The organism is Massilia luteola, assembly GCF_034420155.1.
GTDB lineage: Bacteria > Pseudomonadota > Gammaproteobacteria > Burkholderiales > Burkholderiaceae_D > Telluria > Telluria luteola.
In genome coordinates this window covers 16,846-30,710 of the sequence record NZ_JAXOFN010000022.1, presented here as the reverse complement: position 1 = coordinate 30,710, position 13,865 = coordinate 16,846, and the positions used below count along the sequence as shown (strand labels likewise).

Annotated in this window: 12 protein-coding genes; 5 read left to right on the top strand and 7 right to left on the bottom strand. The window is 64.4% G+C overall.

What is annotated here, in order from left to right; all coding sequences use genetic code 11:
- Positions 1–10 precede the first annotated feature (10 nt).
- The 4 genes from U9J41_RS20470 to U9J41_RS20455 all read right to left on the bottom strand — a co-directional run bounded on the left by U9J41_RS20470 (position 11) and on the right by U9J41_RS20455 (position 4,751).
- Positions 11–2,101, bottom strand: coding sequence for a M13 family metallopeptidase (locus tag U9J41_RS20470; protein WP_322404011.1), 2,091 nt, complete (start codon positions 2,099–2,101; stop codon positions 11–13).
- A gap of 202 nt (positions 2,102–2,303) precedes the next feature.
- Positions 2,304–2,798, bottom strand: a complete 495-nt coding sequence (locus U9J41_RS20465) for an outer membrane beta-barrel protein (protein ID WP_322404010.1) — start codon at positions 2,796–2,798, stop codon at positions 2,304–2,306.
- A 144-nt stretch (positions 2,799–2,942) separates the two neighbouring features.
- Positions 2,943–4,049: an S-(hydroxymethyl)glutathione dehydrogenase/class III alcohol dehydrogenase gene (locus tag U9J41_RS20460; protein WP_322404009.1), complete on the bottom strand. Its 1,107-nt coding sequence runs from the start codon at positions 4,047–4,049 to the stop codon at positions 2,943–2,945.
- 63 nt (positions 4,050–4,112) lie between these two features.
- On the bottom strand, positions 4,113–4,751 hold the full coding sequence (locus tag U9J41_RS20455) for an ANTAR domain-containing response regulator (protein WP_322404008.1): 639 nt from the start codon (positions 4,749–4,751) through the stop codon (positions 4,113–4,115).
- A gap of 337 nt (positions 4,752–5,088) precedes the next feature.
- Between U9J41_RS20455 and U9J41_RS20450 the strand changes: the two genes are divergently transcribed.
- The 5 genes from U9J41_RS20450 to U9J41_RS20430 all read left to right on the top strand — a co-directional run bounded on the left by U9J41_RS20450 (position 5,089) and on the right by U9J41_RS20430 (position 11,422).
- Complete coding sequence (locus U9J41_RS20450) at positions 5,089–6,663, top strand: S8 family serine peptidase (protein WP_322404007.1); 1,575 nt, start codon at positions 5,089–5,091, stop codon at positions 6,661–6,663.
- A 239-nt stretch (positions 6,664–6,902) separates the two neighbouring features.
- Complete coding sequence (locus U9J41_RS20445; RefSeq protein WP_322404006.1) at positions 6,903–9,701, top strand: valine--tRNA ligase; 2,799 nt, start codon at positions 6,903–6,905, stop codon at positions 9,699–9,701.
- An 86-nt stretch (positions 9,702–9,787) separates the two neighbouring features.
- The gene (locus U9J41_RS20440) at positions 9,788–10,324 is read left to right on the top strand and encodes a DinB family protein (protein ID WP_322404005.1); all 537 of its coding nucleotides are present in this window, start codon (positions 9,788–9,790) and stop codon (positions 10,322–10,324) included.
- A gap of 94 nt (positions 10,325–10,418) precedes the next feature.
- Entirely contained in the window at positions 10,419–10,874 is a 456-nt protein-coding gene (locus tag U9J41_RS20435; protein WP_322404004.1) for a DUF2147 domain-containing protein, read from the top strand.
- A gap of 86 nt (positions 10,875–10,960) precedes the next feature.
- The gene (locus tag U9J41_RS20430) at positions 10,961–11,422 is read left to right on the top strand and encodes a hypothetical protein (RefSeq protein WP_322404003.1); all 462 of its coding nucleotides are present in this window, start codon (positions 10,961–10,963) and stop codon (positions 11,420–11,422) included.
- A 21-nt stretch (positions 11,423–11,443) separates the two neighbouring features.
- On the opposite strand, the gene ruvB is transcribed toward U9J41_RS20430, so the two are convergent.
- The 3 genes from ruvB to ruvC form a co-directional block, all read right to left on the bottom strand.
- The gene (gene ruvB, locus U9J41_RS20425) at positions 11,444–12,517 is read right to left on the bottom strand and encodes a Holliday junction branch migration DNA helicase RuvB (RefSeq protein ID WP_322404002.1); all 1,074 of its coding nucleotides are present in this window, start codon (positions 12,515–12,517) and stop codon (positions 11,444–11,446) included.
- A gap of 153 nt (positions 12,518–12,670) precedes the next feature.
- A complete protein-coding gene (gene ruvA, locus U9J41_RS20420) occupies positions 12,671–13,249 on the bottom strand; it encodes a Holliday junction branch migration protein RuvA (protein WP_322404001.1) in 579 nt (192 codons plus the stop codon).
- Between the two features lie 16 nt (positions 13,250–13,265).
- A complete protein-coding gene (gene ruvC, locus U9J41_RS20415) occupies positions 13,266–13,811 on the bottom strand; it encodes a crossover junction endodeoxyribonuclease RuvC (protein ID WP_056447952.1) in 546 nt (181 codons plus the stop codon).
- Positions 13,812–13,865: the final 54 nt, after the last annotated feature.

Sequence of the window (13,865 nt, the reverse complement as noted above, 5' to 3'; positions counted from 1 at the left end):
GAGCCAACGCTCACCACACCCTGCAGCGCTTCTCCTTCACCATCGGCTGCCCCGCCTTGCACTGGAACGCCTGCTGGAACTGCGGCATGTTCACCATCAGCCCATTGACGCGGTAGCGGCCCGGCGAGTGCGGGTCCGTCATCGCGCTCACACGCAGGTTTTCCGGACGATCGCTTTCGCAAGCCCATTGCGCGTAGCCGACAAAGAAGCGCTGCTCCGGCGTCAGGCCGTCGCGCAGCGGCTGCGGCTGCGCTTTCTGCGGCATGCTCGCCATCTCGGTCTGCCACGCCATCCAGCCGAGGATCAGGCCGCCCAGGTCGGCGACGTCCTCGCCCAGCGTCAGCTTGCTGTTGATCTTGATGTCGTCCACCACCGTGTACTTGGCGTACTGGTCGACGATGCACTGCGCGCGTTCCTCGAAGGCCTTGGCATCCTTCTTCGTCCACCAGTCCTTGAGGTTGCCGTTGGCGTCGAACTGGCGGCCCTCGTCGTCGAAGGCGTGGGTCAGCTCGTGGCCGATGGTACCGCCCGTGTTGCCGTAGTTGGGCGCGTCGTCCATCTTCGGATCGAACAGCGGCGGCTGCAGCACGCCGGCGGGGAAGTTGATGTCGTTCATCTGCGGATCGAAGTACGCGTTCACCGTCGGCGGCGTCATGCCCCATTCCGTGCGGTCGAGCGGCTTGCCGATCTTGGCCAGCTGGCGGCGCGCCTCGAACTCGTTGCCGCGTTCGACATTGCCGGTGAAGTCGCCCGGCTTGACGGCGTAGGCGCCGTAGTCGCGCCACTTGTCCGGGTAGCCGATCTTGTTGACGATGGCGGCCAGTTTCTTTTGCGCCTGTTGCTTCGTCGCCGCGCTCATCCAGTCGAGTTCGTCGATGTCCTGCTTCATCGCGTCTTCGATCTGGCGCGTCATGTGCAGCGCCTTTTCCTTGAGCTCCGGGGAAAACGCGCGGCTGACGAATTCCTGGCCCAGCGCCTCGCCCAGTTGATGGTCGACGAGGGCCACGCAGCGCTTCCAGCGCGGTTGCTGCTGCTGCACGCCACGCAGGGTCTTGCTGAAGAAATCGAAGTGTTCGTTGTCGAAATTCGACGCCAGCAGCGGCGACATATTGCGCGCCACGTGCCAGCGCAGATAGGTGCGCGTGGCATCGACGTCGTTCGTCTTCCACATCTTGCCGAGCGCCTTGAAGAACGCGGGCTCCGTGACGTTGAACGTCGTCAGGCTCCCCTCCCCCAATTCGTCCAGGTAGGCGTGCCAGTCGAAGTCCGGCGTCAGCGCCTGCAAGCCTTTCGCATCGACCTTGTGGAACAGTTTATACGGATCGCGTTTGTCCACGGACGACAGCGACGCCTGCGCGAGCGCCGTCTCCATCTGCATCACGCGCGCGGCGTTGCGCTGCGCCTGGGCGGGCGCATCGCCCAGCAGCTTGAACGTGTTGGCAATGTGGGTGACGTACTTGGCGCGGATCTCTTTCGACTTGGCGTCCGTCTTGAGATAGGAATCGCGGTCCGGCAAGCCGAGGCCGCCGGCGAACGCGAACGCGATCACGCGCGAGGAGTCCGCAAAATCCTGGCTCGACGAGAAGCCGAAGAACAGGCCCGGATCGGCCAGCGCCAGTTGCAGGCGCGCGAGCACGCGCGGCAGGTCGCGGTTCGAGTGCAGCTGCGCGATCGCGTCGAAATAAGGCTTCAACGGTGCGGCGCCGCGCGCATCGATGGCCTTCTCGTCCATGCAGGCGCCGAAGTAGTCGCCGATCTTTTGCTGGTTCGCGTTACGGCCGTCCTGGCGCTTGGCCAGGTCTTCCAGGATGCCCCACAGGTAGCGGCGGTTGTCCTGCGCCAGCTTGCCGTACACCGACCAGCGTGCCTGATCGGCCGGGATCGGGTTGTTCTTGATCCAGCCGCCGCAGGCGTACCGGTAAAAGTCGACGCAAGGGTCGGCGTTGCGGTCCATCGACTTCACGTCCAGGCCCGGCGTGTACGGGAATGCGGTGGCGGGACGCTCGGTGGCCGGTGCTGGCGCGGGTGAATGGTCCTGGGCGGCGGCGGCGAAGGTGGTGCCGGACAGGGCCAGGAGAAGTGCGAGGCGGACTGGGCGCATGCGATATCCGAATGAATAAAACGTTAACAAGCAAAACGGCATCGTGCCACACGGGAATCGGCACAGCAATATATGCATGTCGACGTATTGCCCACGGCCGAATACGGTTCGGAAACCCACCAATAAAAACGGCATATATTCCGTTTCCGAACGATATGCCGCTCATAACCATCATCACCGGGAAATCCTCCCGGTGCGTCGATCAGAATTTAAAAACGATACCGGCGCCGTAATTGGTCGAATCGCTGGACGGTTTCTGCACTTCGACACGACCGGAAATGGTCGGGGTGAAGTGGTAATTCAGGCCGACGCCATACAGGGCGCCGTTGGTGTCGTCACCGTATTTGTAGCCGCCATACGACGCCTCGGCGCGCAGCGAGTTGTAGCCGAGGCGGCCGTAGATGTCGAATTGCGGAGCCAGCGGGTAGGAGCCGACGACGGAGACATGGGTCTGCTTGGCCGTCACCTCGACGGGGCCGAAATCCCAGCTGCCCAGTTGGCGATAGCCCAGTTCGACGGCGACGAAGCGGTTGAAGCCATAACCCAGGAAGCCGCCGACGCCGGTTTGATTGCCGTCGAGGTTGTCGATCTTGGTCGAGCCGACGTCCAGGCCGGCGTAATAGCCGGACGGTCCTGCGGCGAACGACGACGATGCTGCCAGCGCCAGCGTGGCGGCGATTGCGAATTTCTTGAACATATTATTTCCGATCTCTTATATTGAGTTATTTCCGCAATGGCTCAAGCGCGATTACGGATCGAAAATTATACAAGAAACAATATATTCAAGCGCCGATATGGCACATATGCCCGCAACGCTTGCGGCGCCGCGGGCATGGCAGGATCAGTACACGACGACGGAGCGGATCGACTCGCCCTTCTTCATCAGGTCGAAGCCTTCGTTGATCCGGTCGAGCGGCAGGTGGTGGGTGATCAGGTCGTCGATGTTGATCTTGTTTTCCATGTACCAGTCGACGATCTTCGGCACGTCGGTGCGGCCGCGCGCGCCGCCGAACGCGGAGCCTTTCCACACCCGGCCCGTGACCAGCTGGAACGGCCGCGTCGCGATCTCCTTGCCCGCTTCCGCCACGCCGATGATGATCGATTGCCCCCAGCCCTTGTGGCAGCATTCCAGCGCCTGGCGCATCGTCGTGACGTTGCCGATGCACTCGAACGAATAGTCGGCGCCGCCGTCCGTCAGCTGGACGATCGTGTCGACGACGTTCTCGACGTTCTTCGGATTGACGAAATGGGTCATGCCGAACTTGCGCGCCATGTCTTCGCGGCCGGGGTTGAGGTCGACGCCGATGATCTTGTCGGCGCCGACCATCTTCGCCGCCTGGATCACGTTCAGCCCGATGCCGCCCAGGCCGAACACGACGACGTTCGCGCCCGCCTCGACCTTCGCCGTGAAGATGACGGCGCCGATGCCCGTCGTGACGCCGCAGCCGATGTAGCAGATCTTGTCGAACGGCGCATCCGAACGGACTTTCGCCAGCGCGATTTCCGGCACCACGATGTAGTTCGAGAAGGTCGACGTCCCCATGTAGTGATAGATCGGCTTGCCGTCCAGCGAGAAGCGCGAGGTCGCATCCGGCATCAGGCCGCGGCCCTGCGTGCTGCGGATCGCCTGGCACAGATTGGTCTTTTGCGACAGGCAGAATTTGCACTGGCGGCATTCCGGCGTGTACAGCGGGATGACGTGGTCGTCCTTGCGCAGGCTTGTGACGCCCGGGCCGACGTCGACGACGACGCCGGCGCCTTCATGGCCCAGGATGGCGGGGAAGATCCCTTCCGGATCGGCGCCGGACAGGGTGTAGTAATCGGTGTGGCAGATGCCCGTCGCCTTGACTTCGACCAGCACCTCGCCCGCTTTCGGGCCTTCGAGCTCGACTTCCTCGATCGTCAGCGGTTTCCCCGCCTGCCATGCAATCGCTGCCTTGGTTTTCATGTTTTCTATCCCCGGAAAATGATGCAAGAAAGTTTGCCATGATACCAAGCCAGGGGCGGAACGTTATTTACCTTTCAGCCGCCCCACGAACGCCCCATGCAGGCTGTTGAGCAATTCCTCGGCAGCGACGAGCTGCTCCGCGACTTCGTTGATCTTGCGCCGGGTCGAGCGGGCGTGGTCGCGCAGCACTTCGAACGCCGTGTTGCGGTCGGTCTGGAAGCGCGTCATCAGGAGGCCCACCGCCAGGCTCGTCTCGCGGCCCGACGCCAGCGCGGCGTTCAGGTTCGCTTCCGTGCGGCGCAGCTGGCGGATTTCGTCGGCGCGCGCGAGCGCGGATTCGAAGGACGGCAGCAGGCGCGCGGCGTCGACCGGCTTGACGACGAAGCCGACGGCGCCGTGGCTGGCGGCCTGGCGCGCCGTCTCGGCATCGTCCACCGACGACAGGAACATGAAGGCGACCGACGTGTGCTCCCTGAGGCGCAGCGCCAGCTCGAGGCCGGACATGCCGGGCATGCTGATGTCCAGCAGCGCCAGCGCGATGTCGGCTTCGCGTTCGGCGACGCGCTGCAGCGCCTCCGCGGCCGAGGCGGCTTTCACGGTGTCGTAGCCGGCATGGTCCAGCACGGTCACCAGGTAGTCGAGCAGGATGGGATCGTCGTCGACGACCAGGATCAGGCGGCGGAGAGGAAGGTGCGCGCTCATTGTGATGGTTCTCGCAGCGATGTGGGTGAACGCGCCCGCTGCGGCGCAAACGGTCGCACGGCGCCGAGGCGCGGCAAAAATATAGCACGTTGACAAGCCGGCTCGTCAATCGAATTCAATCGTCCTGCGCCAGCGCAACATGCGTGCGACACGAGCGCAACAGGGGGCGCGCACGATTGAAAACCAATTGCATATGTATAAGTTCTCAAAATAAACTGATCCACGCTGCCCGATACGGGTAGCGCGATGTATCGGCTGTTAGAGGAGTACTACCACAAGCTCGCGGCCCACAAGGCCAGCGGCGATAACGATACCCTAATCAACGGAGAAAACACCGATGAATCAGAAGCACACTCGCGCATCAATGATGGTTCCGGCCCTCGGGCTGTGCGTGGCGGCCCTTGCCGTCGCGTTCGCAGGCAGTGCATCGGCCGCGCCCGGCACCACCCGCGTGATCGTCGCCTTCAAGCCGGGCTCGGCTGCCAACGTCAAATCCGCCGTCGCGGCCGCAAGGGGAGCGGTCAGGCAGGAAATCTTCAACATGAACGCGATGGCCATCGAAGTGCCGACGGCCGCGCTGCAGGGCCTGCAGCACAATCCGAACGTCGAGTACGTCGAGGAAGACGTGATCCGCAAGCCGTTCTCGCTGACGACGCCCTCTACCGGCGTGCCGTACACGAGCGGCCAACTGGTCCCGTATGGCATCAAGCTCGTGCAGGCCGACCAGCTCGCGGACGCGAACGCGAGCAACCGCAAGATCTGCATCATCGACTCGGGCGTCGACTTCAGCCACGAAGACCTGAAGGACAACGGCGCCAACGTCACCGGCGAATACGATTCCGGCACCGGCTGGTGGTACACCGACGAGACCCACCACGGCACCCACGTGTTCGGCACCATCGCGGGCGTCAACAACGGCCTGGGCGTGGTCGGCGTGAATCCGAACAAGCAGCTCAAGCTGCACATCGTGAAGGTGTTCGGCGCGGACGGCGCGTGGACCTACTCGTCGACCCTGGCCAACGCGGCCAACAAGTGCGGCGCGGCGGGCGCGAACGTCATCACGATGTCGCTGGGCGGCGGCGCGCGCAGCATCACCGAGCAGCGCGCGTTCGACAACCTGCAGACCAAGGGCGTGCTCTCGATCGCGGCGGCCGGCAACGACGGCAATTCGACGACGTCGTACCCGGCCGGCTATGCCAGCGTGATGTCGGTGGCGGCCGTGGACGAGAACAAGGTCGTCGCCTCCTTCTCGCAGTACAACAAGGACGTCGAGATCGCCGGTCCGGGCGTCTCCGTGCTGTCCACCGTCCCGATGGGTACCGGCGTCGACACGGCGCTGAGCGTCGGCTCGACCAGCTACGCGTCGTCGGCGATGGAAGGCTCGCCCGTCAAGACCGCCACCGCGCCGCTGGCCGACTTCGGCATCGGCGATACGGTGAACACGGCCGTCTCCGGCAAGATCTGCCTGATCCAGCGCGGCACGAACGACTTCGCGACCAAGGTCACCAACTGCCAGAACAGCGGCGGCGTGGGCGCCATCGTCTACAACAACGTGGCCGGCAGCTTCGGCGGCACGCTGGGCACGACCGTGACGACGATCCCGTCGCTGACCGCGTCGGACACGGACGGCGCCGCGATGAAGGCCCAGCTGGGGCAGACCGCGACGGTGGCCCTGAAGGCGTCGAACTACGCCTACTTCGACGGCACGTCGATGGCCACGCCGCACGTGTCGGCCGTCGCCGCGCTGGTGTGGAGCTACTTCCCGACCTGCACCGGTTCCCAGATCCGCACGTCGCTGGACAACAGCGCGCTCGACCTGGGCAAGGCCGGCCGCGACACCAAGTACGGCTATGGTCTGGTGCAGGCCAAGGCGGCGTACGATCGCATCAAGTCGCTGGGCTGCGGTAAATAACCCATCGCTTCGCGGCACGACGAAACGGGCACTGGCGACAGCGCCCGTTTTGCGTAGGGTGGACTCCCCGAGCCCACGCGTGACGCTTGCGTCATGTTGGCTTCCGCGTGGGCACGTTTCATTTGAGGCCCCCGGCCTCAAATGCCCACCCTACGAATTCTCGCCGTTCCTTCCGGCGCAGGCATTACGTCGTCATCTATAATGGTCGTTTTCGCAAATACAGCCACCTCAGCCACATCATGGAACTAGCCAAGTCTTTCGAGCCAGCCGACATCGAACAATTCTGGCGCACGGAATGGGAACAGCGCGGATATTTTGCCGCCTCCATGGACGACGCCAAGCCGTCGTTCAGCATCCAGCTGCCGCCGCCGAACGTGACGGGCACCCTGCACATGGGTCACGCCTTCAACCAGACCGTCATGGATGGCCTGACGCGCTACTACCGCATGCGTGGCTTTAACACGGCCTGGATCCCGGGCACCGACCATGCCGGCATCGCCACGCAGATCGTCGTGGAGCGCCAGCTCGACGCGCAGAAAGTCTCGCGCCACGACCTCGGCCGCGAAGCCTTCGTCGAGAAGGTGTGGGAGTGGAAGGAAAAGTCGGGCAGCACGATCACCGGCCAGATGCGCCGCCTGGGCGCCTCCGCCGACTGGGCCCGCGAATACTTCACGATGGACGAGCCGCGCTCGAAAACCGTCACCGAAGTCTTCGTGCGCCTGTTCGAGCAAGGCCTGATCTACCGCGGCAAGCGCCTCGTCAACTGGGACCCGGTGCTGGGCACGGCCGTCTCCGACCTCGAAGTGGTGTCGGAAGAAGAAGACGGTTCGATGTGGTACATCCGGTATCCGCTGGCGGACGGCAGCGGCCACCTGACGGTCGCGACGACGCGTCCGGAAACGATGCTGGGCGACGTCGCAGTCGCCGTCGATCCGACCGACGAACGCTACACGCACCTGCACGGCAAGATGCTCAAGCTGCCGCTCGTCGACCGCGAGATCCCCGTCATCGCCGACACCTACGTCGACAAGGCATTCGGCACCGGCTGCGTGAAGATCACGCCGGCGCATGACTTCAACGACTACGCCGTCGGCCAGCGCCACAACCTGGCGATGCCGAGCATCATGACGCTGGACGCGAAAATCGTCGACGACGCGCCGGAAGCCTACCGCGGCCTCGATCGCTTCGAAGCGCGCAAGAAGATCGTCGCCGACCTCGAGTCGCAAGGCCTGCTGGAACAGGTCAAGCCGCACAAGCTGCAGGTGCCGCGCGGCGACCGCACGGGCGTCATCATCGAGCCGATGCTGACCGACCAGTGGTTCGTCGCGATGAGCAAGCCGGCGCCGGAAGGCACGCACAACCCCGGCAAGTCGATCACCGACGTGGCACTGGACAAGGTCGCGAGCGGCGAAATCAAGTTCGTCCCGGAGAACTGGACGACCACGTACAACCAGTGGCTGAACAACATCCAGGATTGGTGCATCTCGCGCCAGCTGTGGTGGGGCCACCGCATCCCGGCCTGGTACGGTCCGAACGGCGAAGTCGTCGTCGCCCGCAACGAAGAAGAGGCGCAGCAGAAGGCGGCCGCCGCCGGCATCGCGGGTGAACTGAAGCGCGACGACGACGTGCTCGACACGTGGTTCTCGTCCGCGCTGGTCCCGTTCTCGACGGTCGGCTGGCCGGAACAGACGAAGGACATGGACCTGTTCCTGCCCTCCTCCGTGCTGGTCACCGGCTTCGACATCATCTTCTTCTGGGTCGCGCGCATGGTCATGATGACGGCGCACTTCACCGGCGAGGTGCCGTTCAAGACGGTGTACGTGCACGGCCTCGTGCGCGATTCGTCGGGCCAGAAGATGTCCAAGTCGAAGGGCAACACGCTCGACCCGATCGACCTGATCGACGGCATCGACGTCGAATCGCTCGTCACCAAGCGCACGACGGGCCTGATGAATCCGAAGGCCGCCGAGAAGATCGCCAAGGCGACGCGCAAGGAATTCCCGGACGGGATCGCGGCGTTCGGCACCGACGCCGTGCGCTTCACGATGGCGAGCTATGCGTCCCTCGGCCGCAACATCAACTTCGACCTGGGCCGCTGCGAAGGCTACCGCAACTTCTGCAACAAGCTGTGGAACGCGACGCGCTTCGTGCTGATGAACACGGAAGGCAAGGACTGCGGCAAGCCGGACGCCGCCGACTATTCGCCGGCCGACCGCTGGATCGTCTCGCGCCTGAACCGCGTCGAGCTGGACGTGGCGAAGGGCTTCGAGGACTACCGCTTCGACAACATCGCGAATTCGATCTACAGCTTCGTCTGGGACGAATACTGCGACTGGTACCTGGAGCTGGCTAAAGTCCAGGTGCAGCAGGGCACGGAAGCACAACAGCGCGCCACCCGCCACACGCTGCTGCGCGTGCTGGAAGTCGTGCTGCGCCTCGCGCACCCGATCATCCCGTTCGTCACCGAGGCGCTGTGGCAAGCGGTCGCGCCGCTGGCGGGTAAAACGGGCGATACGATCATGCTGCAACCGTACCCGGTCGCCAACGAAGCGCTGATCGACGCGGATGCGGAAGCGTGGATGGAGCAGTTCAAGAAAGTCACCGACGCCACCCGCAACCTGCGCGGCGAAATGAAGCTGTCGCCATCCGTGCGCGTACCGCTGATCGTCGAGCCGGCGAACGACGCCGACCGCGCGGCTGCCCAGGGCTTCGCGCCGTACGTCGCCCTGCTGGCCAAGCTGTCCGAGGTGCAGATCGTCGACGCGCTGCCGGATTCGCCGGCCGCCGTCGCCATCGTCGGCACGACGAAGCTGATGCTGAAGGTCGAGATCGACGTCGGCGCCGAACGCGAGCGCCTGAAAAAGGAAATCGCGCGCATCGAAGGCGAGATCGGCAAGGCCAACGGCAAGCTGTCCAGCGAAAGCTTCGTCGCACGCGCGCCCGCGGCCGTCGTCGCCCAGGAACGCGAGCGCCTGGACAGCTTCAGCGCCACCCTGGCCAAGCTGAACGAGCAGTTCGCCAAGCTGCCGCCGGCCTGATGCCGCAAGGTCCACGCTGACGCAGTCCGCGAAACAATGCGCCGGTTCACACCGGCGCATTTTTTTCACCCGCATTCGACCAGACCATGACAGACACGTCGCACTTTCCCCAGCTGGCCACGTACAACCAGTGGATGAACCGGAAGCTGTACGAGGCGGCCGCGGCCCTGCCGGCGGACCGGCTGCACGAAGATCGGGGCGCGTTCTTCGGTTCGGTGTTCGGTACGCTCAACCACCTCGTGATCGCGGACCTCATCTGGCTCAAGCGCATCGCCGCCAACCTGCCCGGCTTCGCAGCGCTGCGATGCCTGGACGATTTATCAAGGCCGACATCCCTCGACCAGCCCCTGTGCGCCACCCTGCCCGAGCTGGACGGGCTGCGGACGAGGCTGGACGCTGCCATCATTGCGTTCTGCGACGAAGTCCGGCCATCCCAGCTGGACGGGACGTTCGAATACACGTCCACGAAAGGCGTCACGAGCAAGAAGCGGCTGGGCGACGTCCTCCTGCACGTGTTCAATCACCAGACGCATCACCGGGGCCAGGCGACGACGCTGTTCTCGCAGATGGGCGTCGACGTGGGCGCGACCGACCTCCTGCTGCTGGTGCCGAACGTGGATTGAAGCGCATGGCGCGGGGCGCTCCGCAGTTTACCGCACGACCGTGCAGTTTGTTACACTGGCAGAGCAAATACCGACAATCCAATAAGGAGACACCATGCGCCCCCTGATCCATGCCGCCGCCCTCGCGGCCTTCGCCACCGTCTTCGCCACGCCATTGGCCTCGGCTCAGGATGCCTCGCCGGTCGGGCTGTGGAAGAGCATCGACGACGCCTCCGGCAAGCCGACCGCGCTGATCCGCATCACGGAGAACCAGGGCGAATTGCGGGGCAAGATCGAAAAACTGTTCCGCACCCCGGAGCAAGAGCAGAATCCGAAATGCTCGCTGTGCGAGGGCGCGCGCAAGGATCAGCCGATCATCGGCATGACGATCGTCTCCGGCCTCAGGAAGGACGGCGACGACTATACCGGCGGCGAGATCCTCGATCCCAAGAACGGCAAGGTGTACAAGAGCAAGCTGAGCGTGCACGAAGGCGGCAGGAAGCTCGAAGTCCGGGGCTATGTCGGCGTGCCGATGTTCGGGCGTTCGCAGATCTGGCTGCGCCAGGAATAACGACGATCGTAAATACGAAGTTTGCGCAACGTGCGCGCCATGACCGAGGCGTTATGCTAATCTGGTCGATGTTTCATTCATCACACATGGCGCTGCATGACTTATCGATTTGCAATTTCGGACCGCGCGAGGTCAGGACGATGATCTTCCTGCGGCTTCTGTCTTTTTTGATTGCCATCGTCATCCCGGTGGTGCCGCCGCTCGTTCTGTCCGACGTCAGCACCCGCGGCATGCCCGGCTGGCCCGTTCTTGGCGGACTGTTCGGCCTGAGCCTGATTTCCGGGACCTTCCTGTACATTGCCCTGCTGGCGCCCCGTATGCGGCGCTCCATTGCCCTGCGCGCGCTGGGCGGTCTCCTGCTGATGCTGCCGGCCGCGGTCGGCGGCGTCGTGCTGTGGACGCGCAGCGAAGAGGAAATGCTGTGGAGCGGCGGCCTGCTGCTCGCGGCCTCCGTGCTGATGTTCATCAGTTTCGTCTTCCCCGCCATCCCGGACCGCCGCCAGCGCCCGATGCGCAAGCGCGACCGCCAGGAACCGGCGCTGCCCTGACCGGCGCCGTCATTCATTTCGCTACAACTGGACCGGGGGCAGGTTGTCCCATAGATCGCCTGTCGGGCTGATGCGCGGCGCGGCGATGCCGAAATGGCGGTAGGCCAGCGGCGTCGCGATGCGGCCGCGCGGCGTGCGCTGCAGGTAACCCTGCTGGATCAGATAAGGTTCCAGCACGTCCTCGATGGTGTCCGCCGCTTCGCCGATGGCGGCGGCCAGGTTGCCGATGCCGACCGGCCCGCCGGAGAACTTGAACAGCACCGCCTCCAGCAGCTTCCTGTCCATCACGTCGAACCCGACCGTGTCCACGTCCAGCATGCGCAGCGCGCGGTCGGCCATGTCCTTGGTGATCTCGCCGTTGCCCTTCACTTCCGCATAGTCGCGCACGCGGCGCAACAGGCGGTTGGCGATACGCGGGGTGCCCCGCGCGCGCTGGGCCACTTCGCGCGCGCCATCCTGGTCGATCGGCGCTTCCAGCAGCGCGGCGCTGCGCGTGACGATCTTGGTCAATTCATCGACGTTGTAGAACTCCAGCCGGGCGACGATGCCGAAGCGGTCGCGCAGCGGATTCGTCAGCATGCCCGCGCGGGTGGTGGCGCCGACGAGCGTGAACGGCTGCAGGTCGAGCTTCACGGACCGCGCGGCCGGACCTTCGCCGATCATGATATCGATCTGATAATCTTCCAGCGCCGGATACAGGATTTCCTCGACGACCGGCGACAGGCGGTGGATCTCGTCGATGAACAGGACGTCGTTCGCTTCCAGGTTCGTCAGCAGCGCGGCCAGGTCGCCGGGGCGCTCCAGCACCGGGCCGGACGTCTGGCGCAGGTTCACGCCCATCTCGCGCGCGATGATGTGGGCGAGCGTCGTCTTGCCGAGGCCCGGCGGACCGAACAGCAGCGTGTGGTCGAGCGCCTCGCGGCGCTTTCTTGCCGCGTGGATGAAGATCTCGAGCTGGTCGCGGATCTTTTCCTGGCCGACATATTCGTCCAGATGCTTGGGGCGCAACGCGCGCTCGATCGCCTCCTCGTTGGGCGAGGCCGGCGCCGCGTCGATGATGCGCTGCTCGGTGAAATTGTCGGTCTGGATGCTCATAAACTGTGTTCGAATACCTGGGTTTGCGCAGGGTGGGCACGCTGTGCCCACGCGGTGACGCGCGACATTGGAAAAGGCGTATCCGTGCCGGCACCGGTTGGACGCGTGGGGTCAATCACGCCGGGGCCTGAATGACGGTGCCCACCCTACCAATCACGCCTTCGAAAGCGCCTTCAACGCCAGCTTGATGCCGTCGGACACCCCGGTCCCGGTCGGCATGTTCTTGATCGCGACCAGGGCTTCCTTGTCAGAATACCCCAAAGCCAGCAGCGCATTGAGCACGTCTGCCTGCGCGTCGTCGTGCGGCGTGCGGGCCACGGCACCGATGTCGGCCCCCAGTTTGCCCTTCAGTTCCAGCAACAGGCGCTCGGCCGTCTTCTTGCCGATGCCCGGCACCTTGATCAGGCGGCCCGCTTCCTGCAAGGTCACGGCCTGGGCGAGGTCGGCCACCGTCATCCCGGACAGGATCGACAATGCCGTGCGCGCGCCGACGCCGGTGATCTTGATCAGCTGGCGGAACACGGCGCGCTCGTTCGACGACCCGAAGCCGAACAGCAGGTGCGCATCCTCGCGCACGACGTAGTGCGTGAAGAGCGTCACCTTCTCGCCCGTGTGCGGCAGGTTGTAGAACGTGCTCATCGGCACATCGACTTCATAGCCGACACCCTGGCAATCGACGAGCACTTGCGGCGGATTCTTTTCCAGCAGGACTCCGGAGAGACGACCGATCATGGTGACCTTTCAATAGTTATACGAGGCGGCCGCGCTTCATGTGCAGCGTCGGCTTTTTCGGATTGGCCGGCGCGAGCGCGCCCATCAACGCCAGCGCATCATGGCTGTTGGCATGGCAGATGGCAATGCCGAGCGCATCGGCGGCGTCCGAGCCCGGCAGGCCAGGCAGCTTGAGCAGGCGCGCGACCATTTCCTGCACCTGCGCCTTGACGGCCTTGCCGGTGCCGACGACGGCCTGCTTGACCTGCGTGGGCGTGTACTCCGCCACCTCGAGGTCGGCGCCGACGAGCGCCGTGATCGCGGCGCCGCGCGCCTGGCCGAGCAGCAGGGTCGACTGCGGATTGACGTTGACGAAGACTTTTTCGATGGCCGCGCAGGCCGGCTGGTAGGTGGCGACGATTTCGCTGACGCCGGTCAGGATGACTTTCAGACGCGGCGGCAACGCACCTTCGCTGCCGGTCTTGATGGTGCCGGACGCGATGTAGCGCAACCGGTTGCCTTGCTTTTCAATGACGCCGAACCCTGTCGTGCGCAGGCCGGGGTCGATGCCGAGAATAATCATTATCGAATGTTATACCGGCGAGGGTGTTTCGTGGGAAAAATACTGTGCAAAAAC

Bases quoted from the DNA above. Each gene is read 5' to 3' on its own strand.
- U9J41_RS20470 (WP_322404011.1), bottom strand. From the start codon at position 2,101: ATGCGCCCAGTCCGCCTCGCACTTCTCCTGGCCCTGTCCGGCACCACC.
- U9J41_RS20465 (WP_322404010.1), bottom strand. From the start codon at position 2,798: ATGTTCAAGAAATTCGCAATCGCCGCCACGCTGGCGCTGGCAGCATCG.
- U9J41_RS20460 (WP_322404009.1), bottom strand. From the start codon at position 4,049: ATGAAAACCAAGGCAGCGATTGCATGGCAGGCGGGGAAACCGCTGACG.
- U9J41_RS20455 (WP_322404008.1), bottom strand. From the start codon at position 4,751: ATGAGCGCGCACCTTCCTCTCCGCCGCCTGATCCTGGTCGTCGACGAC.
- U9J41_RS20450 (WP_322404007.1), top strand. From the start codon at position 5,089: ATGAATCAGAAGCACACTCGCGCATCAATGATGGTTCCGGCCCTCGGG.
- U9J41_RS20445 (WP_322404006.1), top strand. From the start codon at position 6,903: ATGGAACTAGCCAAGTCTTTCGAGCCAGCCGACATCGAACAATTCTGG.
- U9J41_RS20440 (WP_322404005.1), top strand. From the start codon at position 9,788: ATGACAGACACGTCGCACTTTCCCCAGCTGGCCACGTACAACCAGTGG.
- U9J41_RS20435 (WP_322404004.1), top strand. From the start codon at position 10,419: ATGCGCCCCCTGATCCATGCCGCCGCCCTCGCGGCCTTCGCCACCGTC.
- U9J41_RS20430 (WP_322404003.1), top strand. From the start codon at position 10,961: ATGGCGCTGCATGACTTATCGATTTGCAATTTCGGACCGCGCGAGGTC.
- ruvB (WP_322404002.1), bottom strand. From the start codon at position 12,517: ATGAGCATCCAGACCGACAATTTCACCGAGCAGCGCATCATCGACGCG.
- ruvA (WP_322404001.1), bottom strand. From the start codon at position 13,249: ATGATCGGTCGTCTCTCCGGAGTCCTGCTGGAAAAGAATCCGCCGCAA.
- ruvC (WP_056447952.1), bottom strand. From the start codon at position 13,811: ATGATTATTCTCGGCATCGACCCCGGCCTGCGCACGACAGGGTTCGGC.